This window comes from Dokdonella aquatica, assembly GCF_051987395.1.
Lineage (GTDB): Bacteria > Pseudomonadota > Gammaproteobacteria > Xanthomonadales > Rhodanobacteraceae > Dokdonella.
This window is the reverse complement of record NZ_CP197094.1, coordinates 2,681,011-2,705,388: the sequence shown is the minus strand read 5'-3', so window position 1 is coordinate 2,705,388 and position 24,378 is coordinate 2,681,011. Positions and strand designations below refer to the sequence as shown.

24 protein-coding genes are annotated in these 24,378 nt (G+C 69.5%); 11 read left to right on the top strand and 13 right to left on the bottom strand.

From position 1 onward, the window contains the following. Positions 1-13: 13 nt before the first annotated feature. From phoB to ACQQ2N_RS12000, 6 genes are all read left to right on the top strand, one after another. Complete coding sequence (phoB, locus tag ACQQ2N_RS12025) at positions 14-703, top strand: phosphate regulon transcriptional regulator PhoB (RefSeq protein ID WP_440225752.1); 690 nt, start codon at positions 14-16, stop codon at positions 701-703. Continuing rightward, positions 700-1,764, top strand: a complete 1,065-nt coding sequence (phoR, locus tag ACQQ2N_RS12020; protein WP_440221817.1) for a phosphate regulon sensor histidine kinase PhoR — start codon at positions 700-702, stop codon at positions 1,762-1,764. Before phoB ends, phoR begins: the two co-directional genes overlap by 4 nt. Positions 1,765-1,828: 64 nt before the next feature. Further along, entirely contained in the window at positions 1,829-3,919 is a 2,091-nt protein-coding gene (gene ppk1, locus ACQQ2N_RS12015) for a polyphosphate kinase 1 (RefSeq protein WP_440225751.1), read from the top strand. Positions 3,920-3,923: 4 nt separating this feature from the next. After that, positions 3,924-5,447 (top strand): exopolyphosphatase, encoded by a 1,524-nt coding sequence (gene ppx, locus ACQQ2N_RS12010; protein ID WP_440225750.1) that lies wholly within the window; start codon positions 3,924-3,926, stop codon positions 5,445-5,447. A gap of 185 nt (positions 5,448-5,632) precedes the next feature. Further along, the gene (locus ACQQ2N_RS12005) at positions 5,633-6,295 is read left to right on the top strand and encodes a peptidylprolyl isomerase (RefSeq protein ID WP_440221816.1); all 663 of its coding nucleotides are present in this window, start codon (positions 5,633-5,635) and stop codon (positions 6,293-6,295) included. A 115-nt stretch (positions 6,296-6,410) separates the two neighbouring features. Then, on the top strand, positions 6,411-7,142 hold the full coding sequence (locus ACQQ2N_RS12000; RefSeq protein WP_440221815.1) for a UDP-2,3-diacylglucosamine diphosphatase: 732 nt from the start codon (positions 6,411-6,413) through the stop codon (positions 7,140-7,142). Here ACQQ2N_RS12000 and ACQQ2N_RS11995 read toward each other — a convergent pair. The 3 genes from ACQQ2N_RS11995 to ACQQ2N_RS11985 all read right to left on the bottom strand — a co-directional run bounded on the left by ACQQ2N_RS11995 (position 7,136) and on the right by ACQQ2N_RS11985 (position 9,877). Beyond that, complete coding sequence (locus ACQQ2N_RS11995; protein WP_440221814.1) at positions 7,136-8,470, bottom strand: Ig-like domain-containing protein; 1,335 nt, start codon at positions 8,468-8,470, stop codon at positions 7,136-7,138. The two genes, ACQQ2N_RS12000 and ACQQ2N_RS11995, sit on opposite strands and share 7 nt — an antisense overlap. 139 nt (positions 8,471-8,609) lie before the next feature. Further along, positions 8,610-9,089 (bottom strand): hypothetical protein, encoded by a 480-nt coding sequence (locus tag ACQQ2N_RS11990; RefSeq protein WP_440221813.1) that lies wholly within the window; start codon positions 9,087-9,089, stop codon positions 8,610-8,612. A 41-nt stretch (positions 9,090-9,130) separates the two neighbouring features. After that, positions 9,131-9,877, bottom strand: a complete 747-nt coding sequence (locus ACQQ2N_RS11985; RefSeq protein ID WP_440221812.1) for a hypothetical protein — start codon at positions 9,875-9,877, stop codon at positions 9,131-9,133. A 515-nt stretch (positions 9,878-10,392) separates the two neighbouring features. Between ACQQ2N_RS11985 and ACQQ2N_RS11980 the strand changes: the two genes are divergently transcribed. From ACQQ2N_RS11980 to ACQQ2N_RS11970, 3 genes are read left to right on the top strand one after another with little or no spacing between them, the layout of a single operon-like run. Next, on the top strand, positions 10,393-11,112 hold the full coding sequence (locus tag ACQQ2N_RS11980; protein WP_440221811.1) for a glycosyltransferase family 2 protein: 720 nt from the start codon (positions 10,393-10,395) through the stop codon (positions 11,110-11,112). After that, positions 11,109-11,498, top strand: a complete 390-nt coding sequence (locus tag ACQQ2N_RS11975) for a DUF2304 domain-containing protein (protein WP_440221810.1) — start codon at positions 11,109-11,111, stop codon at positions 11,496-11,498. The genes ACQQ2N_RS11980 and ACQQ2N_RS11975 overlap by 4 nt, the downstream gene beginning before the upstream one ends. 51 nt (positions 11,499-11,549) lie before the next feature. Beyond that, entirely contained in the window at positions 11,550-12,719 is a 1,170-nt protein-coding gene (locus tag ACQQ2N_RS11970; RefSeq protein ID WP_440221809.1) for a glycosyltransferase, read from the top strand. Here ACQQ2N_RS11970 and ACQQ2N_RS11965 read toward each other — a convergent pair. From ACQQ2N_RS11965 to ACQQ2N_RS11925, 9 genes are all read right to left on the bottom strand, one after another. Further along, positions 12,631-14,067, bottom strand: coding sequence for a hypothetical protein (locus tag ACQQ2N_RS11965; protein ID WP_440221808.1), 1,437 nt, complete (start codon positions 14,065-14,067; stop codon positions 12,631-12,633). The genes ACQQ2N_RS11970 and ACQQ2N_RS11965 overlap by 89 nt on opposite strands. After that, positions 14,064-15,242, bottom strand: coding sequence for a hypothetical protein (locus ACQQ2N_RS11960; RefSeq protein WP_440221807.1), 1,179 nt, complete (start codon positions 15,240-15,242; stop codon positions 14,064-14,066). The genes ACQQ2N_RS11965 and ACQQ2N_RS11960 overlap by 4 nt, the downstream gene beginning before the upstream one ends. Further along, positions 15,239-16,045 carry a ferritin-like domain-containing protein gene (locus ACQQ2N_RS11955; RefSeq protein WP_440221806.1) on the bottom strand — a complete coding sequence of 269 codons (807 nt, stop codon included), beginning with the start codon at positions 16,043-16,045 and terminating at the stop codon, positions 15,239-15,241. Before ACQQ2N_RS11955 ends, ACQQ2N_RS11960 begins: the two co-directional genes overlap by 4 nt. Before the next feature lie 98 nt (positions 16,046-16,143). After that, on the bottom strand, positions 16,144-17,622 hold the full coding sequence (gene purF / locus ACQQ2N_RS11950; RefSeq protein ID WP_440221805.1) for an amidophosphoribosyltransferase: 1,479 nt from the start codon (positions 17,620-17,622) through the stop codon (positions 16,144-16,146). A gap of 7 nt (positions 17,623-17,629) precedes the next feature. Continuing rightward, positions 17,630-18,208 (bottom strand): CvpA family protein, encoded by a 579-nt coding sequence (locus ACQQ2N_RS11945; protein ID WP_440221804.1) that lies wholly within the window; start codon positions 18,206-18,208, stop codon positions 17,630-17,632. A 37-nt stretch (positions 18,209-18,245) separates the two neighbouring features. Beyond that, on the bottom strand, positions 18,246-19,223 hold the full coding sequence (locus tag ACQQ2N_RS11940; RefSeq protein WP_440221803.1) for an SPOR domain-containing protein: 978 nt from the start codon (positions 19,221-19,223) through the stop codon (positions 18,246-18,248). 63 nt (positions 19,224-19,286) lie between these two features. Continuing rightward, positions 19,287-20,564, bottom strand: coding sequence for a bifunctional tetrahydrofolate synthase/dihydrofolate synthase (folC, locus tag ACQQ2N_RS11935; protein ID WP_440221802.1), 1,278 nt, complete (start codon positions 20,562-20,564; stop codon positions 19,287-19,289). A gap of 7 nt (positions 20,565-20,571) precedes the next feature. Continuing rightward, positions 20,572-21,219 carry a rhomboid family intramembrane serine protease gene (locus ACQQ2N_RS11930; RefSeq protein WP_440221801.1) on the bottom strand — a complete coding sequence of 216 codons (648 nt, stop codon included), beginning with the start codon at positions 21,217-21,219 and terminating at the stop codon, positions 20,572-20,574. Positions 21,220-21,274: 55 nt separating this feature from the next. Continuing rightward, a complete protein-coding gene (locus ACQQ2N_RS11925) occupies positions 21,275-21,637 on the bottom strand; it encodes an MGMT family protein (protein WP_440221800.1) in 363 nt (120 codons plus the stop codon). A 50-nt stretch (positions 21,638-21,687) separates the two neighbouring features. Between ACQQ2N_RS11925 and ACQQ2N_RS11920 the strand changes: the two genes are divergently transcribed. Then, positions 21,688-22,092 carry a hypothetical protein gene (locus ACQQ2N_RS11920; protein ID WP_440221799.1) on the top strand — a complete coding sequence of 135 codons (405 nt, stop codon included), beginning with the start codon at positions 21,688-21,690 and terminating at the stop codon, positions 22,090-22,092. 79 nt (positions 22,093-22,171) lie between these two features. Beyond that, positions 22,172-23,239, top strand: coding sequence for an acyltransferase family protein (locus ACQQ2N_RS11915; RefSeq protein WP_440221798.1), 1,068 nt, complete (start codon positions 22,172-22,174; stop codon positions 23,237-23,239). 2 nt (positions 23,240-23,241) lie between these two features. Here the strand turns inward: ACQQ2N_RS11915 and ACQQ2N_RS11910 are convergent, their stop codons facing one another. Continuing rightward, a complete protein-coding gene (locus ACQQ2N_RS11910; RefSeq protein WP_440225749.1) occupies positions 23,242-24,366 on the bottom strand; it encodes an anion permease in 1,125 nt (374 codons plus the stop codon). Between the last annotated feature and the right edge of the window lie 12 nt (positions 24,367-24,378).

The window sequence follows — 24,378 nt, the reverse complement described above, 5'->3', positions numbered from 1 at the left end:
CGACCACGACGCCGTGCAGAAACGCATCCTCATCGTCGAAGACGAGCCTGCGATCCGCGACATGGTGGCTTTCGCACTGCGAAAGGCCGGCATGGAAGCCGTTCATGCAGGAGACGCCCGCAGCGCCCAGACCGCCATCGGCGATCAGGTTCCCGACCTCATCCTGCTCGACTGGATGCTGCCCGGCATGAGCGGCATCGACCTCGCGCGGCGACTGCGCAGGGAAGACCTGACCCGCGACGTGCCGATCATCATGCTCACCGCGCGAGGCGAGGAGACCGACCGCGTCAACGGCCTCGATGCCGGCGTCGACGACTACGTCGTCAAGCCGTTCTCGGCCCGCGAACTCGTCGCCCGCATCCGCGCGGTCATGCGCCGTGCGCACGGCGAGGATGCCGAGGGTGTCGTCGAGATCGGCGGCCTGCGCATCGACAGCGCCGCGCACCGCGTGTTCGCCAAGGACCAGACCGTTCCGATCGGTCCGACCGAATACCGCCTGCTGCACTTCTTCATGACCCATCCCGAGCGCGTCTACTCGCGCAGCCAGCTGCTCGACCATGTCTGGGGCGGCGGCGTCTACGTCGAGGAGCGCACGGTCGACGTGCACATCCGCCGCCTGCGCATGACGCTCGCACCGTACCAGCTCGACGGCCTCGTGCAGACCGTGCGCGGCGCGGGTTACCGCTTCTCGGCCAACGTGTGAAGCAGCGCACCGCTCGTCGTCGCGCCGAGCTGTTCGGGCTGCTGCGCGCCTTCCGCGATGCCGCGGTCGCCCTGCCCGACGCGTTCGTCGCGATCGACGAGCACCAGCGCGTGCTGTGGTTCAACGCGGCGGCCGGACGCCTTCTCGGGCTGTCGTACCCCAACGACCTCGGCGCGCGCCTGTTCGACGTCGTCCACATCCCGCGCATGCCCGAATGGATCGCGAGCGGCGGTGCCGAGGCACTGACGGAGGTCGTCGCGCCGACCGACGCCGACGTCCATCTCACACTGCGCCTCATCCCGTATGCGCAAGACCACGCACTGCTGCTCGCGCGCGACGTCAGCCAGATGCTGCGCGTGGAGAAGGTGCGCCGCGACTTCGTCGCGAACGTCTCGCACGAGCTGCGCACGCCGCTCACGGTGGTGCACGGTTACCTCGACCTCATCGAGCCCGAGCAGATCCCCGAGTACGAGCCGATCCTGCGCGAGCTGCGCAACCAGTCGCGCCGCATGACCCAGATCGTCGAGGACCTGCTGACGCTGTCGCGCCTCGACGCCGAGGAAGCATTGCCCGAGTCGCGCGTGGCGATGCGCCCGCTCATGAACTCGCTGCATCGCGACGCCGAGGGGCTCAGCCGCGGCCGCCACACGATCGTGCTCGACATGAAAGGCGACGACGACCTGCGCGGCTCCTCGAAGGACCTCTACAGCGCGTTCTCGAACCTCGTCAGCAACGCCGTGCGTTACACGCCCACGGGTGGCCGCATCACGATCGGATGGAGCAGCGGGCCGCGCGGCGGACGCATGCGTGTCACCGACACGGGGCATGGTATCGCCCAGCAGCACCTGCCCCGATTGACCGAGCGCTTCTACCGCGTGTCGACGAGCCGTTCGCGCGAGAGCGGCGGCACCGGCCTCGGCCTGTCGATCGTCAAGCATGTGCTGCAGTTGCACGATGCGCATCTGGAAATCGAAAGCGAGGTCGGCGTCGGCAGCACGTTCACGTGCGTGTTCGAACGCAACCGCCTCCTGTCCCCCGAACACGCTGCCGAGGAAGCCTGACATGTCCGCCGCCACGAGCCAGGACGCCGCCGAGACCCTCGAAGAAGGCGCAGCGCTCGACGCGATGCCCGCCGCCGACGCCGGCGCACCGCTGTCCGACTTCGCCGATCCCACGCTGTACCTCAATCGCGAACTCGCGCAGATCGAGTTCAACATGCGCGTCATGGCGCAGGCGCAGGATCCGGCCAACCCGCTGCTCGAGCGGCTTCGCTTCCTGTGCATCTCGTGCACCAACCTCGACGAGTTCTTCGAGGTGCGCGTCGCCGTGCTCAAGCACCACTACGCGTTCGGCGACTCCCAGCCCGGCGCCGACGCGCTGACGCCCGGCGAGCTCCTCGCACGCATCCGCGAACGCGCGCTCGTGCTCGTCAAGCAGCAGTACGACTGCTGGAACGACGACCTGCTGCCCGCGCTCGAGCGCGAGGGCATCCGCTTCCTGTCGCGCAGCGCCTGGACGGTCAAGCAGCGCCGCTGGCTGCAAGGGTATTTCCGCAACGAGACCTTGCCGGTGCTGTCGCCGCTCGGCCTCGACCCTGCCCACCCGTTCCCGCGCATCCTCAACAAGAGCCTGACGCTCGCGATCGTGCTCAAGGGCAAGGACGCGTTCGGCCACGAGGGCCACATGGCACTGCTGCGCGCGCCGCGTTCGTTGCCGCGCATCATCCGCCTGCCTGCCGAGATCTCCGACGGCACGACCGATTTCGTGTTCCTGTCCGAACTGCTGCAGGAGTTCATGGACGAGCTGTTCCCGGGCATGCAGGTCAAGGGCTCGTACCAGTTCCGCGTGACCCGCAACAGCGAGCTGTTCGTCGACGACGAGGAAGTCGAGAACATCGCGATCGCGCTGCGTGACGAACTGCGCGGCCGTGGCTACGCCAAGCCCGTGCGCCTCGAGGTCGCCGCCGATTGCCCGCAGGCGATCACGACGATGCTCAAGCAGAACTTCGAGCTCGACGACCACGACATCTACCGTTGCGAAGGCCCGGTCAACGTCAGCCGCAGCACCGCGATCTACGACCAGATCGATCGACCGGACCTCAAGTTCCCGCCGTTCACGCAGCGCATCCATCCGGCCGTGCTCGAGGGCGACAGCCTGTTCCACGCGATCCGCGAGCGCGACATCCTGCTGCATCACCCGTACGAGTCGTTCGTCACGGTGACCGAGCTCGTCAAGCAGGCGAGCCTCGATCCCGGCGTGCTCGCGATCAAGCAGACGCTGTATCGCGCAGGCAACGACTCGCCGCTCGTCGACCATCTCATCGAGGCCGCACGCCAGGGCAAGGACGTGACCGTCGTCGTCGAGCTGCGCGCGCGCTTCGACGAGGAGGCCAACCTGCGCCTCGCCAACCGCCTGCAGGAAGCAGGCGTGCAGGTGGTGTACGGCGTGGTCGGCTACAAGACGCACGCCAAGATGCTGCTCATCGTCCGCAGGGAAACCGGCGGCTTGCGCCGCTACGTGCACCTGTCGACGGGCAACTACCACCACGGCACGTCGCGCGTGTACACCGACTTCGGCCTCATGACCGCGGATCCGGAGATCGGCGAGGACGCCCACCTGCTGTTCCTGCAGCTCTCGGGCCTCGGCCCCGTCATCAAGCTCAAGCAGCTGCTGCATTCGCCGTTCACGCTGCACAAGGGCCTCATGGCGAAGATCGAGCGCGAGGCCGCGCACGCGCGCGCCGGCAGGCCCGCGCGCATCATCGCCAAGATCAACGCACTCAACGAACCGGCCGTGATCGCGACGCTCTACCGCGCATCCTGCGCGGGCGTGCGCATCGACCTGATCGTGCGCGGTGCCTGCACGCTGCGTCCCGGCATCCCGGGTGTGTCGGAGAACATCCGCGTGCGCTCGATCGTCGGCCGCTTCCTCGAGCACAGCCGCGTGTACTGGTTCGCCAACGACGGCACGCCCGAGATCTACTGCTCGAGCGCGGACTGGCTCGATCGCAACCTGCTGCGCCGCGTCGAGACCTGCTTCCCGATCCGTGATCCGAAGCTGGCGCGCCGCGTCTACGAGGAAGCACTCGAGAACTACCTCGAGGACAACACGCAGGCGTGGGAGCTCGATGCCGACGGTGGCTACACGCACGCGCAACCCGGTGACGACAAGCCGCATTCGGCGCAGTCGACGCTGCTCGCGAAGTTCGGTGGCTGAGTCCGTGCCGGCACCTGCACCACGCGGCATCCGCGACGGCGACACGATCGCCGCGGCCGACCTCGGATCCAACAGCTTCCACCTCGTCGTCGCGCGCTACGCCAAGGGCGAACTGCGCGTGATCGACCGGTTGCGCGAGACGGTCCGTCTCGCCGCCGGACTCAAGCCCGGCGGCACGCTGACGCAGGAGCGTCGCGAGGCCGCGTTCTCTTGCCTCGCGCGCTTCGGCCAGCGCATCGCGGACTTTCCCGTCGGCCGCGTGCGCGCGGTGGCCACCAACGCGGTGCGCCAGCTCGCGCATCCCCAGGCGTTCCTGCTTCCGGCCGAGACCGCGCTGGGTCATCCGATCGAGATCGTCTCGGGTCGAGAGGAGGCGCGCCTGATCTACCAGGGCGTCGCACACGGGCTGCCGCTGGCCGAGCACAAGCGCCTCGTCATCGACATCGGCGGAGGCAGCACCGAATTCATCATCGGGCGCGGCTACGAGGCGCTCGAAAGGGAGAGCGTCCAGGTCGGCTGCATCGCGAGCACGTTGCGCTTCTTCGGCGACGGCAAGATCACCCAGCGCCGCTGGCAGCAGGCGCGCAGCGAGATCGCCGTCGAGCTGCAGCAGTTCGGCGCGCACTACCGCGAGCGTGGCTGGAGCGAAGTGATCGGCTCGTCGGGTACGGCCAAGGCGATCGCCGCGATCGCGCAGGCCAACGGCTGGAGCGACGGCGGCATCACACGCGCCTCGCTCGACCAGACGCGCGCCGCGCTCCTGCGTGCAGGCAACGCCGACGATCTCGATCTTCCCGGGCTGTCCAGCGACCGCGCCGCGGTGATCGCGGGCGGCGTCGCGATCCTCGACACGATCTTCGACACGTTCGACATCGCGCAGATGAACGTCTGCGACACCGCGATGCGCGAAGGCCTGCTCCACGACATGGTCGGTCGCGCGCTGCAGAAGGATCCGCGCCACACGAGCGTGGCCGGTCTCGCCGAGCGCTACGGTGTCGACACGAACCAGGCTGCGCGCGTGGGCCGGACGGCACTGAAGCTTTTCGACCAGGTCGCCTCGGCGTGGGCGCTCGACGCCGGCGCGCGGACGGTGCTCGCCTGGGCCGCGGACATCCACGAGATCGGCCTCGCGATCGCGCACAGCCAGCACCACGTGCATGGCGCGTACATCGTCGCGAACTCCGATCTCGCCGGCTTCAGCCGGCAGGAGCAGCAACTCCTCGCCGCGATCCTGCGCCTGCATCGACGCAAGCCCGATACGGCCACGCTGCGCGCGCTGCCCGCGCGCATGCAACCCGTCGCGCAGCGCCTGACCACGCTGCTGCGCCTCGGTGTCCTGCTGCATCGTTCGCACAGCGAGTCGGCCCTGCCCGAGATCAGCCTGAAGCCTGCGAACGACGGCGCACTCACGATCGAGCTGCCGCGCAAATGGGTCGACCAGCATCCGCTGACGCGCGTCGACCTCGAGCAGGAAAGGGACTACCTGCGCCACCTCGAGATCCGCCTCGTCCTGCCGAAGGCGGGATGAGGCGCGGTCGTCGTCACCCGGATTCCGCTCCGTCACACCGTGGCGCCTTCGCCGGCGCGATGCCGTTACCGGGTATCGCCATGAGGGCCGCGAAGATGCACGCGCGGCACGTCCCGCACCTCCGGCCTTGCACGCCACGATCGAGCGCCTATCATGGCGCGGACCCCTGCCAAGGATCTTCCCTCATGCTGCGTTTCCGCTCCACGCTTTCCCGTCTCGGCCTGTTCGTCGCACTCGTCGGCGCCCCCATGCTCGCCTTCGCGCAGGCCAAGCCCGCGACGCCCGAGGCCAAGACGGAAGCCAAGCCCGCCGTGGCTGCGACGTCCGATGCCAAGCCCGCGTCGCCCCGCGTGCTCATGAAGACGAGCCTCGGCGAGATCACGGTCGAGCTCAACGCCGAGAAGGCACCGAAGAGCGTCGAGAACTTCCTGCAGTACGTGAAGGACGGCTTCTACGACGGTACGGTCTTCCACCGCGTCATCGCCAACTTCATGATCCAGGGCGGCGGATTCACGCCGGACCTGCGCCAGAAGCCGACGCGTCCCTCGATCGCCAACGAGGCGAAGAACGGCTTGTCCAACAAGCGCGGCACGATCGCGATGGCGCGCACCTCGGATCCGAACTCGGCGACCGCGCAGTTCTTCATCAACACGGTCGACAACCGCAATCTCGACTATGTCAGCGACGAGCGTGCCGAGACCTGGGGCTACGCGGTGTTCGGCCAGGTCGTGTCGGGCATGGATGTCGTCGACGCGATCCGTTCGACCGCGACCGGCCCCAAGGGTCCGTTCCGCGGTGACGTGCCGATGACCGATGTCGTCATCGAGAAGGTAACGGTCCTCGAGTGATCCCGCCACTCGCGGCGGCCGTGCGCGTCACGCATGCACGGTCGCCGCGAAGCGTGCCGGCGCGGTGCCGATGCCGGCGCGCCGGATGGCGCGGAATGCCCCGGAGCACGCAGGCATGACCACGCTCTTCATCTCGGATCTGCACCTCGACGCCTCGCGTCCGCACATCACGGACCTCTTCGAGGCCTTCGTGCGCGACCAGGCCGCGAGCGCCGGCGCGCTCTACATCCTCGGCGACCTCTTCGAGGCATGGACCGGCGACGACACGGGCGATCCGACGGCACAGCGCTTCGTCGATGCGCTCGCGCCGCTGCGTGAAGCCCGGATACCGTGCTTCTACCTCCACGGCAACCGCGATTTCCTGCTCGGCGATGCTTATGCACGTCGCGCCGGCATGACGCTGCTCGCCGACCCGAGCGTGCTCGAGATCGAGGGCGTTCCCACGCTGGTCATGCACGGCGACACGCTGTGCACCGACGACCTGCCCTACCAGGCCTTCCGCACACAGGCTCATTCACCCGCTTGGCAGCGCGCGTTCCTGTCGCGCCCGCTCGCGGAGAGGGAGGCGTTCGCGCGGCAGGCACGCGAAGAGAGCCGCCGCCACACGGGCAACGCGATGGCGGCGATCATGGACGTCAGTCAGGAGGCCGTCGACGCGACGATGCGCGCGTCAGGCGTACGCCGCCTCGTCCATGGCCACACGCATCGCCCCGCCGTGCACCGGTTCGGGATCGACGGCGCGCAGGCGGAACGCATCGTGCTCGGCGACTGGTACGACCAGGCCAGCGTCCTGACCGTCACGCGCGAGGGCATCGACCTCGCGTGGAGCACCCGCCACGCTCACTGAGCGGCGGGTGCAGCCGCCGCCTTGGCAACGACCTTCTGCGGCGTGGTCAGCGGCTCCTTGCGTCCATCCTTGTAGATCACGCCGACCGAGTACCAGTAGGTCTGGCCCGCCACCGCACCGGTGTCGCGCCACTGGTAGCCATTGGTGACGCCCGGCGCGGAAGGCTGTGTGGCGATCGTGGTGTCGTTGATGCGGCGGAACGGACCCGCTTCGCTGTCGGAGCGCAGGATCCGGTATCCGTACACGGCATCCTCGTCGGCGACCGCCCACTTGAGGAGCGGCCCCGCTCCCGGCGGCGGCGGCGCACCGGCATCGCGGACCTGCGAGCGGATCGCCTGGCCGAGGTTGGCGGGTCCACGCTTGGCAGGCGCGTCCTTCGCCGTCTCCGCAGGCTCATCGACCGGGTCGATGCCGGGAGGCAACGCGACGCCGGTGATACCGACCGGCAACGTCCTGCGCGACGAGGGAATCTCGATGTTCACCGTGGCGGCGAACGGCCCCATCGCGAGGCCCTTGCCCAGCTCGAGCCGCAGCAGCTTGCATCCCTTGGCGCGTGGCTCGCAATCCACGACGCGGGCACTTCCGTCGAGCCCGTCCAGCGTCACGCGTCCCACCTCGAACGCCTTGCCGTCGACGTGCCGGAGACGCAGGTCGTAGGCACGCGTGGCATCGGTGCGGACCACGCCGATGGCGAACGGCTCCTGCGCAGGCCGGATGTCACCGAGCACACGACCGCGGACCTCGATCGCGGCTTTCGGCTGCGGCCCCGAGCCCAGCGCGACGACGATACGGGAAGGAGGCAACGGCCCCCACGGTGCATCGGGCTTGAGGCGCGCCTCGACGGTGCGCTTGTCCGCGGCGATGCGCGCCTCGACGTGGGCCGGCACCTCGACGATGTCCGTCACGGCCAGATCCTCGATCTCGGTGCTGGCGAGACGAAGGCTGGCCCAGGATGCACCGTCGCCGACCGCGATGTCGCCGAAGTCGATCGGCGCGAGAGGTTGTTCGATCACGCTCCCGATGAAGCCGTAGGCATAGCCGAAGCGCTGCGGATGATCGGCCTCGTCCGTCTCGAAACGGAATGTCCGGCTGACCAGTCCCGAGGTGCCCTCGGGATGCACCTTCGCCGTGACCTCGGCCGTCTTGCCGGGTGCCAGCGTGAGCTTCGAAGGTTCGACGCTCTCGGCCTTGTCGATGGCCGAAGCGGAGATCTTGAGCGGTGCCTTGCCGGTGTTGCGGAGCACGATGGTGCAGTCGAATGCGGTGAACGCATGGCGTTCGCCGAAATCGCAGTTCTGCTCCACTGCGAGCGAACTCGGAAGCATCATGGGAGGCGTCGGTGCCGCGAGGAGCACTATCGACGAAAGCGCGGCGATAAGCATGGAACGATGATCCGTCACGAGGGCCAATAAAAAACCCACCCGTCAAAGACGGGTGGGTTTCATCAAACACCAGCTGAGCTGTCGATTACTCGACCGAGAAGCCCTGCAGCGTCACCGGGAGCGTCGTCCAGGTCATGGAGAACGCACCACAGCGCGGCGGATCGGTGACCGCGAGGCCCGAATCCGACGTGACGACCATGATGTAGTTCGCGCCAGCCGTGAGGCCCATCGACTCGATGTTCACCGGGACGCCCGGAGCGGCGCCGCCGAGCGGCGGGCTGCTGCAGTCCTGCGCAATGACGACTTCACGCTCGGCACCCGTGATCGTGACCGGGCCAGCCGCACCGTTCGGACCCGCCGGGTTGTAACGGAACGAGTAGACCTGCGACGGGTGCGTGGCGACCGCGCCACCGAGCGGGATTCCGGCCTGGCCACCGCAGGTGGTGCCGGCGACCGTGCCGTTCGGAGACTGCTGGAGGGACGTCGGAGCCGCGCAGGTGCCGGCGAACGCAACCACCGGGGCGAACATCGAAAGAGCAAGCGTAGCGAGCAGAGGGCGCTTCATGGAGATTTATCCTCGTATTATGTTTGCAGGCAGGAACAGGATCAGTTCGCGCCAATGAACGTCTGGCGGCGCGAATCGAACTGGTCGAAATGGACAGCGCGGCCCGTCTGGGCCGTGCGGAAGCCCGGCGAAGCCTGAGCCAGACCCAGCGCCGCGGCATCCACGCCACCGGTCCATGCCGTGTTGTTGGCCGTCACGGTCGCGCTCGGGGTGCCTTCGGTCGTGTTGTTCAGCCACACCTTGACGCCGCCGCTCGCGCCCTTCGTCCACTCGATCTCGACGCGATGCACGCCAGCCGTGCCGCCCGTGAGCGGAATGCCGGAGGCTGCAACGCCACCCGTGCCGGTCGAGCTCGCCGTCAGGATGCCGAGCGTCTTCGACGTACCGGCGACGTTGCCGTACACGGTCAGCTTGACGAGCTCGGAAACACCGGCGTTCGGCGCATCGGTCGTCGCGGCGAACACGCGCACGAGCTGGGCGGCGTTCTGGCCGGTCAGCGCATCGACGTTGATGAGGAACTGTGCGCGGTAGCGCTGCTCGGCAGCCGGCGTGTCGTCACGCACGAACGCCGAAGCCGAACCGAGGTTGCCCGTCAGCGTTGCGCTGAGCTTGCACGCCGTGCCGGCGTAACCGCCCGTCGTCGACGCAGCCGTGCCACCGATGGCAACGGTCGCCGACCACGGGGTCGGGCTGAGGCTGGCCGGGCACTGCGCCATGGCCGAACCCGCGAACGCGAAACCCGCCAGACCGAACAGCGCCAGCGACAGCGACTTGATCTTCGTATTCATCTGAACATCTCCAGGATTGTTCGGGCGGGGGCTTTCCCCTTCCCCTTCACTTGTTGGCGAAATGGCCTCGCCTGAATCTGGAACGCGCGGAGCATAAGGACATGCCCTCTTCTCCGTCAACCACTTCCAGACGCAAACTTGACCGCTTGATCACTACCGTGGCGGCGGCTGGTGCCTGGCCTTCCGGCCACGAAGGGCGAACCTCACGGGCCGACCACGTCCACACTCCCACTAGACGCAGCGTGAATCCGGAACCGGACACGCGGAACCGAAGATTCCTTCAACTGGTCTCTCCGCCTCCCCTGAAGCGGACCCTCCCCGGTCGTGCGGACGAGCTATATATGCGGTGTGGCTCGGAGCGGGCAAGCGCGTCCTTCGACAAGCGGTACGAGCAGGGGTATGAACGCCCGACGTGCCGGGCGGGCTCCCGCCGCGGCCGGCCCGGCGATTGACAGCATCGGCGCGTGCTACCCAGAATCGCCGTCCCCCCGCGCTCCCGGATGCGCCACGTTCCCATGCCCGCCTTCCTTCCCGCCGACAGCCTGGCGGTGATCCCCGCACGCGACGAAGTCACGACGGTCGCCGCCGTGGTGGCGGGTGTGCGCGACGCGATCGGTTGCCGCGTGCTCGTGGTGGACGATGCGAGCACCGACGGCACGCCTGCTGCCGCGCGCGAAGCCGGTGCGGAGGTCCTCACGCTGCCGCTCGGACTCGGCGCCTGGGGCGCGAGCCAGGCGGGCATCCGTTACGCGGAACGCCACGGCTTCCCGGCCGTGGTCACGCTCGACGCGGATGGCCAGCACCTTCCCGAGTCGCTCGCCGCGCTGTTCGACGCCCACGCACGCAGCGGATCGAACGTGGTCATCGGCACCTGCGTCGAGCGGCTCAGCGCGGCCAAGCGCGTGGCCTGGCAGTACCTGCGCATGCTGACCGGCCTCGGCTTGCGCGATTTCACCTCGGGCCTCCGCCTCTACGACGCCGCGGCCGTGCGCGAACTCGCGGCGCCCGAGGCGAGCCTCCTCGATTACCAGGATGTCGGCGTGCTGATGCTGCTGGCCAAGAAAGGACTGCGCATCGTGGAAACCCCGACGCCCATGCGTCCCCGCGAGACCGGCCATTCACGCGTGTTCGCGTCGTGGGCCGTCGTCGCACGCTACATGTTCGACACGACGATCCTCTGCCTCTCGCGATTCGACATCGAGCAGCGGCGCGGCGCCCGCGGGACGGAAGCATGACCGGCCAGATCACCGCGGCGATCCTCGGTGTCGCGCTCGCCGGCACGATCCTCTACCTCGTGCGCCGCGACCACCTGCACGGTCCGTTCGCGGCATGGTGGCTGATCGTCGCGACGGCGACGCTCGCGCTCGGCGTGTTCCCGTCCCTCGTGCTCTGGCTGGGTCGCGTCACCGGCATCAGCTATGCGCCCGTGCTGCCGATCATCATCGGCCTCTCGCTCGTGCTGCTGCGCCTGCTCAAGCTCGACATCGACCGTTCGCGCCAGGAGCGCCAGATGCGCCGCCTGACGCAGAAGCTCGCGATCCTCGAACACGAGATCGCCGAACTGCGCGCGCGCGGAACGACAGCCACCGAAACGAAGACCGCTCCGCCGACACCGCCGTGAAGCGCACGAGGTGCCGCGGCCGCTCGAGCACGGCACGAGGCTGCTGACCCGATGCGCGTCCTCCATCTCGGCAAGTACTACGCACCGCAGCGTGGCGGCATCGAGCGCCATCTCGAAGACCTCGCACGCTGGCTCGTCGCGAACGGCGCCGAGGTCGATGCACTCGTGCACCAGCCCGGGCGCATCCTGCGCAGCCGCAGCGAGCGACGTGACGGCGTGCACGTCGTGCGCGCCGGATCGCTCGGCACGGCGCTGTACGCGCCGATCAGCCCCGCCTACGCGTGGCGGATGTCGCACCTGCTGCGCGAGCGGCGCCCCGACCTCCTCCACCTGCACCTGCCGAATCCTTCCGCATTCTGGGCACTCGTGGATCCGGTCGCGCGCGCGCTGCCCTGGATCGTGCACTGGCATGCGGACGTCAGCCCCGACATGCCCGACTGGCGCGTCCGGCTGGCCTACCGCGCCTACCGTCCGTTCGAACAGGCCGTGCTCGCGCGCGCCTCCGCGATCATCGCGACGTCGCAACCCTACCTCGACGCGAGCGATGCCCTCTCACGCTGGCATTCCAAGGCGCGCGTCATCCCGCTCGGCATCGGCGACGAGCCCGGCCACGATCCGCGACAGGCACCGACGCGCCCGCCTCGCGGCGGACTGCGCCTGCTCGCGGTCGGCCGCATGAGCCACTACAAGGGCTTCGACATCCTGCTCGATGCCCTCGCGCGGGTGCCCGATGCGAGCCTCGTCCTGGTCGGCACGGGGGAAGAGGACGCGAAGTTGCGCGAGCGCGCCCGTGGCCTCGGACTGGCCGGCCGCGTGGACTTCCGCGGCGACGTCGACGACGACGCCCTGCACGCGCTCTATCGTTGCGCCGATGTGTTCGTGCTGCCGTCGCTCGACCGCAGCGAGGCGTTCGGCATCGTGCTGCTCGAGGCGATGCGCGCCGGCGTGGCCGTGGTCGCGAGCGACATTCCCGGATCGGGCGTGCGCCACGTCGTCGCCGACGGCGCAAGCGGCGTACGCGTCCCGCGCGGGAATGCGGAGGCACTCGCCGACGTGCTGCGGCAACTCGGCGCCGATCCGCAACGCCGCGCCCTGCTCGGTGCCGGCGGCCGCGACCGCTGGCAAGCCTGCTTCACGCTGGAGCGTTCGGCCCGGCAGGTGCTGGCGCTGTACCGGGAGCTGCTCGGAACGCATCGACCAGAAGCAGCGCCAGCAGCGTGAACACGGGTCCCACGAGATGCAGCACGAGCCGGTTCGCGCTCGTGTAGTTCTCGGCCCACGCCGAAGCATCGGTGAAGAAGAACAGCACGAACAGGAAGGCCGCGCACGCGGCCACGAGCACGGCCAGCGCGCGCACGTCGCGTGCCGTGGCGACGACGCGCCAGCGCCACGCGAGCACGAGCGGCACGACGTACCACAGCAGGTGCCAGTTCGGCAGCGTGAGCAGGCCGGCGAGCATCTGCGTGCCGACCGGGCGCCAGCGCAGGTCGAGCTCGCCGAGCGCCGGAATGCCGACCTGGCCCCAGCTCACGCTGACCCAGCCGAGGCCGAGCATCGGGAACACGAAGCCGCCGAACACGATGCCGAGCAGCGCCAGCACCACGATCACCGCCACGATCCCCCAGCGCCAGCGTCGCGGCAGCAGCGCGAGCACGGCGACCACCGACGACAACAGCAGCCAGACCGCGCCCTCGAGCTTGACGAACGGCATGCACAGGGCGAGGCCGGCCGCGATCGCGAGCTGCGCACGTTCGCCGGATCGCATCCAGCGCATCCACGACAACGTGGCGAGTCCGAACACGACGGCAAGCCACAGGTCCGCGTAACCGGCGAGCGCGACGTGCGCACCGAGCAGAGGCAGCGAGACGAGCGCATAGGCGAGGCCGATCGCCGGCAGCGGCCGCAGGCCGAGCATGCGCCAGTGCCCGTAGCACGCCAGCGCGAGGGCCGCGAGCGCGCCGGTCCATGCGAGGTTGACGAGCGGTTCGTTCCATCCGCCCGCGGCACTCGCGAACCAGATCTGGATCCACGCCAGCAGTTCGGGATAGTCCCAGATCGCTGCCGTGCGCAGGTTGCCCGTGGCATCCGCGAGCCACTCGCCCACGGGAACATACGGCGCATGGTGGCCCAGCAGGAACCAGGCCTTCGGCTTGACCGCCCACGCCGACCAGGCATCCCACGGGAACGTCGGTCGCAGCCACGCCTCGCCCGCGAGCACGCCGAGCCGTACGACGATCGCGGCCGCCGCCAGCCACCAGACCACACGCCACGCCGTCGGCAGCGAGCCCTCGAGCGGAAGGATGCGACGACGACGCAAGGCGACCGCTGCGGACCAGGCCAGCACGCCGATGCCGGTCAGCCAAGGCGCGGTACGCGTGAACGCCGCCGTGACATCGTCCGCCGCGACCCACGAGCCGAGCAGCGACACCAGCACGAAGCCCACGATGAAACCCGTGCCTGCCGCGGCCACCGCGTCGGACCATGTGCGTGGTCCCCGCGTCACGGCGAAGCAGATGCCGGTACCGGTCACCCACGGCAACAGCCAGGCGAGGACATAGGACAAGCTCACGGCACCCCCCGGTAGCGCACGACGAGCAAGCCGCCTCGCTGGAGCACGAGATCGCCCGGGTACAGCGAGCCGCCATCGGTCAGTGCACGCGTCGCGGCGTCGTAGCGCCACGTGTCGTCGTCATAGACGACGATGATCGTGCCGGCCGGCAGTGGGACACCGGACTGCATCGCCTGGGCGAGCACGGCCACGTTCATCGGCAGGACGTGGTAGATCATGCGCAACAGCGCGAACGACGACGCCGAGTGCACGATCACGTGGGTCGACGCCGGCTCGTTGCGCAAGGCCGTTCCGAGCGTTCGCGCCGCTTCGAGGATCTCGGTGTCGGCCGCGTGCCGTTCGCGCTCGGGCCATGCGTAGTCGGCGAACAGCGTGCGCGTCGCCTCGTGGCGCCAACGCAGGCCCGCATGCCACTGCAGGTCGAGCACGAGCCAGCCGGCGACGATCGCGGATGCGGTGACGCTCGCCAGGACACGCCCACGCACGCGCAGGATGGCTGCGGCCGCGACCACCAGCATCACGATCCAGAGCACGATGCAGAGCACGAGCGACTGTGCGCGTGGCGTGTCGGTGTCGCGCCCGAGCGCGTGGACGGAACGCTGGCTCCACGGCCAGTTGCCGAGCCAGTCGGTCCACAGCGCGGCGAAGGATCCCGTCCACGAACGCGAGGCCAGTGCGGCCTCGACCAGCGTGAACGGCTTGAAGCCCTGCAGCGGCGGCACGACCTGCGGCGTCGGATACTCGGCGAAGCCGAGCTCGACGATGCGACCCTGCCATTCCGGCACCGTGCCGAGATCGAATGCGGCTTCGCCATCGCCGGGCCATGGCAGCGAGACGACGTGCACGTCGTCGAGCGCGTCGGCACGGCGGAACACGACCGACAGTTCGAGCGTGTGCGGGAACTGCTCGAAGCGGTAGCGCAGCAGGCGGTATTCGTCGGCCTCGATGCCGTTGAGCACCACCGACTGCAGCGCCGTGCGGTCCTCGCCGACGGCGCCGATGCGCAGGCGGTCGTCGTCCTCGGCGCCCGCGCCCATGACCACGCGGAAGCCCGATCCCGGCAGGGACATGCGCTGCTCGGGCGAGAACGGCGAGGAAGGCTGGAGTCCGGCCGCCCACGCGAGCAGCACGAACGTGCCGAGCAGCATGACCACGCCGAACAGCGCGCGCCTCATGCGGCGACTCCACCGAGACGCTGCATCTCCTCGGCCGTGAAACCGGCGAGCAGGCGCGCCTCGAGGTTAAACGGACCACGCAGGCCCGCGGGAAGATGCCGCGCGAGCAGGGCTTCGAAGGTCGGCAACGTCTCGGTGCCTTCGCGCGCGCAGCACCACGCGAACCAGCGCGAACCCGCCGCGACGTGCGCGACCTCCTCGCGCAGGATGACCTCGAGCACGGCGACGGTGTCGAGATCGCCCGCGGAGCGCAGTTTCGCGATCATCGGCGGCGTCACGTCGAGGCCGCGCGCCTCGAGCACGCGCGGTACCAGCGCCATGCGCTCGAGGCACGAACCGGCCGTGCGCACGGCCATGTCCCAGAGGCCATTGTGCGCGTCGAAGTCACCGTAGGCATGCCCCATGTCGGCCAGGCGTGCCTGCAGCATTCCGAAGTGACGTGCCTCGTCGGCCGCGACGCCGATCCAGTCGGCGTAGAACGCCTCGGGCATGCCGCGGAAACGGTACACCGCATCCCAGGCGAGGTTGATCGCGTTGAATTCGATATGGGCGACCGCGTGCACGAGCGCGGCGCGGCCGGCCTGCGTCGACAACGGCCGCTGCGGCAGCGCGCGCGGTTCGACGAGCTGCGGCCGTTCGGGTCTGCCGGGTTCGCCGATCGGATCGGGCGCCCCGGTATCGAGATCGACCAGCGCACCCTGCATCGCGAGTTCCGCGTAATGCCGCGTCAACGCGCACTTGGTCGCGGGGTCGGCCGCATCGAGGCACGCGCGGGCAGCGCCGGAGCGGTCGATGGCCGTCATGCGCTGCGTTCGATCCTGGTCATCACGCCAGCCGGTCGGGGGAACCGGCCGATTCTGCCGGTTTCACCGCGGATACGGAACCCGCGGCGAACCCGGGGTCAGCCCACCTGGCGACGCTTGTCCTTGGCCTCGTCGGAACGCGAGAACTCGAGCTGGTCGAGGTAGGTGAGCTCGACACCGGTCACGTACTCGCCCGAGAAACACGAGGTGTCGAAGTCGTGCAGGTCGTCGTTGCCCTCGGACACGGCCGCGACGAGGTCGTCGAGATCGAGGTAGACGAGCCAGTCCGCACCGAGCAGCTGCTCGACCTCTTCCTCGGTGCGGCCGTGGGCGACGAGCTCGGCGGCCTTCGGCATGTCGATGCCGTAGATGTTCGGGTAGCGCACGGGCGGTGCCGCCGAGGCGAAGAACACCTTGCGCGCGCCCGCGTCGCGGGCCATCTGGATGATCTGCTTGGAGGTCGTGCCGCGCACGATCGAATCGTCGACGAGCAGCACGTTCTTCTTGCGGAACTCGAGCGGCAGCGGGTTGAGCTTGCGGCGCACCGATTTCACGCGCTCGCTCTGGCCCGGCATGATGAAGGTGCGGCCGATGTAGCGGTTCTTGACGAAGCCTTCGCGCATCGGCACGCCGAGCGCCTGCGCGAGCGACGACGCCGCGGTGCGCGAGGTATCCGGGATCGGGATGACCGCATCGATGCCGTGGCCCGGCTTGAGGCGCTGGATCTTGGCGGCGAGACGCTCGCCCATGCGCAGGCGCGCCTTGTAGACCGACACGTCCTCCATCATCGAATCGGGTCGTGCGAGGTAGACGTACTCGAAGATGCACGGCGCGTGCACGGCAGGCTCGCCGCACTGACGCGAGTGCAGCTCGCCGTCGAGCGTGATGAGCACGGCTTCGCCGGGCTCGATGTCGCGCACGAGGCGGAAGCCGAGGATGTCGAACGCGACCGATTCGGACGCGACCGCGTATTCCTTGCCTTCGGCCGTGTCGCGCTCGCCGAGCACGAGCGGGCGGATGCCGTGGCGGTCGCGGAACGCGACGATGCCGTAGCCGAGCAGCAGCGTCGCCACGGCATAGCCGCCGACACAGCGGCGGTGCACGCCGGCGATCGCCTTGAAGATGTTGTCGGGCACCAGCGACATGCGGTCCTGGATCTGCAGCTCGTGCGCGAGCACGTTGAGCAGGATCTCGGAGTCCGAATCCGTATTGATGTGGCGGCGATCGTCCTGGTACATCTCGCGACGCAGCGTCTCGGTGTTGACGAGGTTGCCGTTGTGCGCGAGCGCGATGCCGTAAGGCGAGTTCACGTACAGCGGCTGCGCCTCGGCCGAGCCGTCAGAGCCCGCGGTCGGATAGCGGCAGTGGCCGATGCCGACATGGCCGCGCAGGCCGAGCATGTCGTCGCGCTGGAACACGTCCTGGACGAGGCCGTTGCCCTTGTGAAGGCGCAGGCGCGAGCCGTCGATCGTGGCGATGCCTGCCGCGTCCTGGCCACGGTGCTGCAACACGGTGAGTCCGTCGTAGAGCGCCGACGCGACTTCCGACTTGCCGACGATGCCGATGATTCCGCACATGGTTGTGTCACCGCGAAGAAGATGAAGGGGTGGACGGGGACGGCGCCGGAACCGGCGCGGCATCCTCGGGCAGGCGATCCATCGCGGCAGGCAGTTCCGCCTGGTCCAGGTATTTCGTGACGCCCTCGGGCAGTCGCGCGGTCACCCACGCGGCACCTTCGCGGAACGTCGGCAACAAGGTCGACTCCTGCCACCACGCGTCCCGCGTGAACGGCGTGAAGCCGAGCAGCAACACCAGCAGCACCACGAGCGCGCCGCCGCGCACGAGGCCGAACACCATGCCGAGCAGGCGGTCGGTGCCGGACAGGCCACTGCCGCTGACCAGCTTGCGCATCAGGAACCCGACGATCGCCCCGCCGATCAGCACCGCGACGAAGCACAGCGCGTACGCGAGGATCACGCGCGCGGAGGGCACCGATATGCTGGCGGAAAACTGCTCTGCAAGAGGCGGGCCGAACATCCAGGCGACCCAGAACGCGAGCGCCCACACGGCCAGCGCGAGCACTTCGCCGATGAAGCCGCGCCACACGCCGACGAGGACCGACAGCGCGAGGATGCCGATGATCGCGTAATCCGCCCAGTTCATCGTCGTCGGGTTCCGTCGCGCGCCGCGAGGCGCACGGTCACTGCTGGGTGACGATCATGCCGTCGATCTTGAGCTGCGCCTTGACGCGCTCGCGCAGCTTGTCCGCATTGGCCCGGCTGACCTCGGGGCCGGCGCGCACGCGCCACAGCGTCTGCCCGTCGGCGGCTAGGCGGTCGACGTATCCCGCGATGCCGGCCGCCTGCAGGCGGCCACGCAACACGTTCGCATCGGCCTCGGTCTTGAACGCGCCGAGCTGCACGGCCCAGCCGCCGGGACGGTTCGCCGCGACCGCGGTCACGGGCGCATCGGCCTTCGCGTCGGCAGCGAGCGTGACGATGCTCGACGGCACGTCGGCGCGCACCTGCTTCATGCGCACGCGCGCGGCCTCGGCCGCGGCACGATCGGCGAACGGGCCGACGCGCACGCGCTGCGCGCTCTTGCCCTGGAACTCGGTGGTCTCGGCGAAGGCCGGGAAGCCGCCGCGCTTGAGCGCCGCGACGAGATCGTCGACGTTCTTCGTCGACGTGTACACGCCCATGTGGACGAGGAACTGGCCGTTTGCGGCCACGCCGGCCACCGGCGCTGCCGCGGCGGGCGGTGCAGCGGCCGTGGCGGCAGGCGGGATCGCGGTTGCAGACGGAGCCGTCGACGCGGCCGGCGGCGCGACCGCAGGTGCCGGTGTCGGCGTGGTCGACGGTGCATGCTGGGCCGATTCGGGCGGACGACGCGACGGCAGGTCGACCGTCGCGACCCGGTCAGACTCGGGGATCGAAGGGTCGGCCGGTGCGATCTCGGGTGCCGTGGGCGCCGCCGCGGTCGCGGCGGGATTCGGCGTCGGCTGTACCGGCAGCACGCGGGTCTCGAACTCGCGGTCCGGTGCGGGCGGGATCTCGAGGTCGACGGTTTCCGAAGCCTGCTTCGGGCCCGGACCGCTGAGCAGCATCGGCACGAAGATCACCGCGAGCGCGATGAGCACCACGGCGCCGAGCAGGCGTTGTTTCAGTGCGGGTTCCATGGAGCGCCCAGCTGACGAGTCGGCGCGATTATACGCACCCTGCTCCGCACTCAGGTTCAGATTTCATCGCGCATCGCGATCGACGTGCGCGAGCGCGGCCGCCGCGACGAAGAACGAGCCGAACGCGAGCACGCGGTCGCCGGGCGCGGCGTCGGCGAAGGCGCCGTGCAAGGCTTCCTCGATCGACGCGTGGCGCTCGGCGCCTTCGAGGCCGGCATGCGCGGCGAGCGCCGCCGCGTCGGTGCCGCGCGGACTGTGCGCGTCGAGGCCACCGAGATGCCAACGGTCGATGCAGCCGAGCAGCGGCGCGAGAATGCCGTCGATGTCCTTGTCGGCGAGCACGCCGAACACCGCGAGGTTGCGCCCGCGCGGCGGATTCGCCCCGAGCCACGCCGCCAGCGTGCGCGCCGCCTGCGGGTTGTGGGCGACGTCGATGACGAGTTCGGGCGGTCCCGGCACGCGCTGCAGGCGCGCGGCGATGCGCGCCGACGCGAGGCCTCGCGTGATCGATCCTGCGGCCTCGGCATCGGGTTCGCCGAGCAAGGCCACGACGGCGGCCACCGCTGCGGCCGCGTTGGCGAGCTGGCACGGCGCCGCGAGCGGCAACGCGGGCATCTCGAGTCGGATGTCGCCCTGCCGCCACACCGCACCGCCCTGCACGTTCGTTTCGACGGCGAAATCGATGCCGGCCCTCACGACGCGCGCTCCGATCGCCGCCGCCGCATCGAGCAGGCCGGCCGGCGGCGACGCCTCGCCGAGTATCGCGGGCCGGCCATCACGCAGGATGCCGGCCTTTTCGCGGCCGATCGCGTCGCGGTCGTTGCCGAGCCAGTCCTGGTGGTCGAGGTCGATCGTCGTGATCACGGCGACGTCGGCATCGACGAGGTTGACCGCGTCGAGGCGGCCGCCGAGGCCGACTTCGAGCAGCGCGACCTCGACACCGCGCCGCGCGAACACGATGAACGCCGCGAGCGTGCCGAACTCGAAATAGGTCAGCGGAATCTCGCCACGCGCGGCCTCGATGCGCTCGAAAGCCTCGACGAGTTCGGCATCGGACGCGTCGCCCCCCTCGACGCGCACGCGCTCGTTGTACTGCAGCAGATGCGGCGAGGTGTACGCACCGACGCGCAGGCCGCGCACGGCGAGCATCGCCTCGAGGAACGCGATCGTCGAACCCTTGCCGTTGGTGCCGCCTACGGTGACGACGCGCGGCGCGGGCGCCGGTGCGCCGAGACGGCGCCAGACCTCGCCGACGCGCGCGAGGCCCATGTCGATGCCGCGCACGTGCACGCGCTGCTGGTACTCCAGCCAGTCGGCCAGCGTGCGTCGCGGAGCGTCCATGATGGCCTCAGCGCGTCAGGATGCGACGCGGCTTGATCGGCAGCCGCCCGCGCCAGTACTGGATCATCACGAAGCCCGCCGCCATGCCGCCGAGGTGGGCGAAATGCGCGACGCCGGCCTGCGTGCCGGTGACGCCGAGGACGAGCTCGATCACGCCATAGCCGGTCACGAACACCCAGGCCGGCATCGGGATCGGCGGGAAGATCAGCATGATGCGCTCCTGCGGATACATCATGCCGAACGCGAGCAGCAGGCCGAACACACCGCCCGAGGCACCGACGGTCGGGTAGAAACCGCCCGTGAACCACGCGATCACGGCGAGCTGCGCGACGGCCGCACCGATCACGCAGACGAGGTAATACGTCGCGAAGGGGCGCGAGCCGAACAGGCGCTCGATCGCGCCGCCGAACATCCACAGCGCGAGCATGTTGAAGAGGAGGTGGCTCGGGCTGCCGTGCAGGAAGCCGTAGCTGACGAGTTGCCAGAGCTCGAAGCCGACCGGCCCCTGGTTCGTCATCGCGTGACCGAGCGGCCACAGCGCGAACAGCCGCACGAGTTCGTCACCGAACACGTCGCCCCCCAGCATCTGCAGCAGGTAGATGCCCACGTTGGACAGCAGCAACGCGAGCGTCACCGGTGGCAGGTTGGTCGGCATGCAGGCTCCTCGGGACGCTGTCGCAAGACCGGAAGTGTAGCGCCGCGACGCACTTTCAAAGGGGCGGCGGGGCCCACAGCTCGGCATCCAGGTCGCGCTGCCAGCCGTGGCGGGCAAGGTCGACCCGGCCCTTCACCACGGCCACGCCCTCGGCGGCGAGCCGGCGCTGCTGCTCGCGGAACGGCGCGGTACGCGGTTCGAACGCGATGCGCCCGTCCGCGCGCAGCACGCGATGCCAGGGCAAGCGCGCGCCGGCGCCCGCGTCGCGCAGGACCTTGCCGACCAGACGGGCCCGTCCCGGCAGCCCGGCGCGGGCGGCGATCTCGCCGTAGCTCGCGACACAGCCGCGCGGGATCGCACGAATCACGTCGGCGATCACGGATTGCGCATCGGGGGCGGCGGCGTCGACTGACATCATCGGCGACGCACGCTAGCATAGCCGCCCGATTCACGCGGAGAGCCCGCCCCGTGCAGAGCTTCGAACAGATCCGGTCGCACGCGAGCAGCTCGCACACGCTGCGCACGAACGATCCCTACCTGATCAGCTTCGACCTGGAGCTCGCGCACGGCCGCCACCAGGGCATCTACCTGACCGAGCTCGAGGACGAGGAAGGCCACAAGGTGCTGCGCATCTCGACGCCGATCGGCCCCGCGACCGGCATCGACCCGGCCCGCTGCCTGCGCTTCAACTGGGAGCAGCGCACCGGCTACCTCGCGATCAGCGACCTCGACGGCTCGCCCTACCTGCACCTGTGCGAGAACCGCCCCTACGGCATGCTGCGTGGCGAGGAGCTCGATCGCGTGATCGCCGAACTCGGCCAGCTCGGCGACCGCCTCGAGCTGTCGCTCTCGGCCGGCGGCGACGCACTCTAGGCTCCATGCCTCATCCCCGCGAGGCCTCGCTGCGACGGTACCGCCCGGCGCCGGTCGTCGCGGCCTGCATCCCCGTCGCATGCTGACGCGCGCAACGCTGCGCCGGTTCGTCGCCGGCCGCACGCTCGAGGCCTGCATCGCCGACAGCCGCGACAACATGACCGTGCTGCGCCTCGTCGCGGCGCTGCTCGTGCTGTTCGGGCACAGCTACGTGCTCGCCGCACCCGGCCTCGCCGACGACGATCCGCTGCATCGCCTGCTCGGCAACACCTACAGCCACTTCGTCGGCGTCATGGCGTTCTTCGCCGTGAGCGGGTTGCTCATCACGATGGCCTGGCAGCGCCGGCCCTCGCTCGCGGATTTCCTGCGCGCGCGCGCGCTGCGCATCCTGCCTGCGCTCGCGGTGTGCCTGGCGCTCACGATCGGCGTGCTCGGGCCGCTCGCGACCACGCTCCCCGTCACCGAGTACTTCGCCGAGCGCGAGACCTGGACCTACCTCGGCGGCAACCTGTCGCTGGTCGCGCTGCAGTGGCAGCTGCCCGGCGTCTTCGTGCACAACGCAGCGAGCGACGTGGTCAACGGCTCGCTGTGGACGCTGCCGATCGAGGCCGTGCTGTACCTGGTCGTCGCCGCGCTGGGTGTGTGCGGACTGCTCGCGCGGCGCCTGTTCGGCACGCTCGCGATCCTCGTGCTCGCGGTCGCCTGGCTGCACGCGCCGCTGTCGGCGCCGCGCCCGTTCGCGACCTCGGCGATCCTCGTGACGCTGTTCGTGTTCGGCGCGCTGTGCGCGCTGCACCGCAGGATCGTGCCGGTGTCGACCGGCATCCTGCTCGCGCTCATGCTGCTCGCGTGGCTCGCCCGCGCGACCGACCTGCATCCGCCGCTGCTCGGTGCCTGCATCGGCTACGCGACGCTGTGGTTCGCCTACGTGCCGAAGCTGCCGCAGCCGCGCATCGGCGACCTGTCCTACGGCACCTACCTGTGGGGATTCCCGGTCCAGCAGGCCATCGTCGCGACGGTCGCGATCGCCTCGCCGGCCGCGCTGTTCGCGGCGGCGCTGCTGCCCACGCTGCTGCTCGCGGCGGCGTCGTGGCGTTTCGTCGAACGACCCGCGCTGCGACTCAAGCGCGCTGCGCGCGAAGCCTAGGCTCAGTCCAGGCCGAGCGACTGCACGAGACGCACGAGGCCCCACGCGATCACCGCGGTAACCGGAATCGTCAGCATCCACGCCCATACCATGCGCTCGACGACGGTCCAGCGGATCGCCGAGAAACGCTTGGCCGCGCCGACGCCCATGATCGCCGACGAGATGTTGTGCGTCGTCGACACCGGGATGCCGAAGTGCGAGGCCGCGATGATCACGCTGGCCGACGCGGTCTCGGCGGCGAAGCCGTTGACCGGATGCAGCTTGACGAGCTTGTGGCCGAGCGTCTTGATGATGCGCCAGCCGCCCGCGGCGGTGCCCGCGGCCATCGTCAGCGCGCAGACGATCTTGATCCACGTCGCGATCTCGAAGCCCGTCTGGGCATCTTCCTCGACGCGCAGGAAATGCATCCACGACGGCAGCTCGTCGAGCGTGCCCGCAGTGGTCGCACCGGCCAGCGCAAGCGCGATGATGCCCATCGTCTTCTGCGCATCGTTCATGCCGTGCGAGAAGCCCATCGCGCTGGCCGACAGGATCTGCGCCTTGCCGAAGAAGCCGTTGAGGAAGCGTGGCCGGCCGAGCTTCTGCAGCACACCCGTGCGCGAGGCCAGGAAGCTCACGAACGCGAAGATGAAGCCCATGACGAGGAAGCCGAGCACGAAACCGCCGAGCGGTGAACTGAACATCGGCAGGACCACCTTGGGCAGCAGGCCCTTGCCCTGCCACCAGTGCTCGCCGCCTTCCCACCAGATGATCGAGGCCCAGTCGTTGTGCGCGGCCGCGAGCGCCGCACCGATGAGGCCGCCCACGAGCGCGTGCGACGAACTCGACGGCAGCCCCCACCACCACGTGATGAGGTCCCACAGGATCGCGCCGAGCAGCGCGCAGATGAGCACCTGCGGCGTGACCGCGACGACACCCGTGTCGACGAGGCCCGAGGCGATGGTCTTGGCCACCGCGGTACCCCACAGAGCACCGACGAGGTTGGTCGAAGCGGCGAGCAGCACGGCCTGGCCGGGACTGAGCACCTTGGTCGCGACGACCGTCGCGATCGAGTTGGCGGTGTCGTGGAAGCCGTTGATGTACTCGAAGATCAGCGCGACGAGGACGACCAGCAGCACGAGGGTCAGGGCAACGGTCAC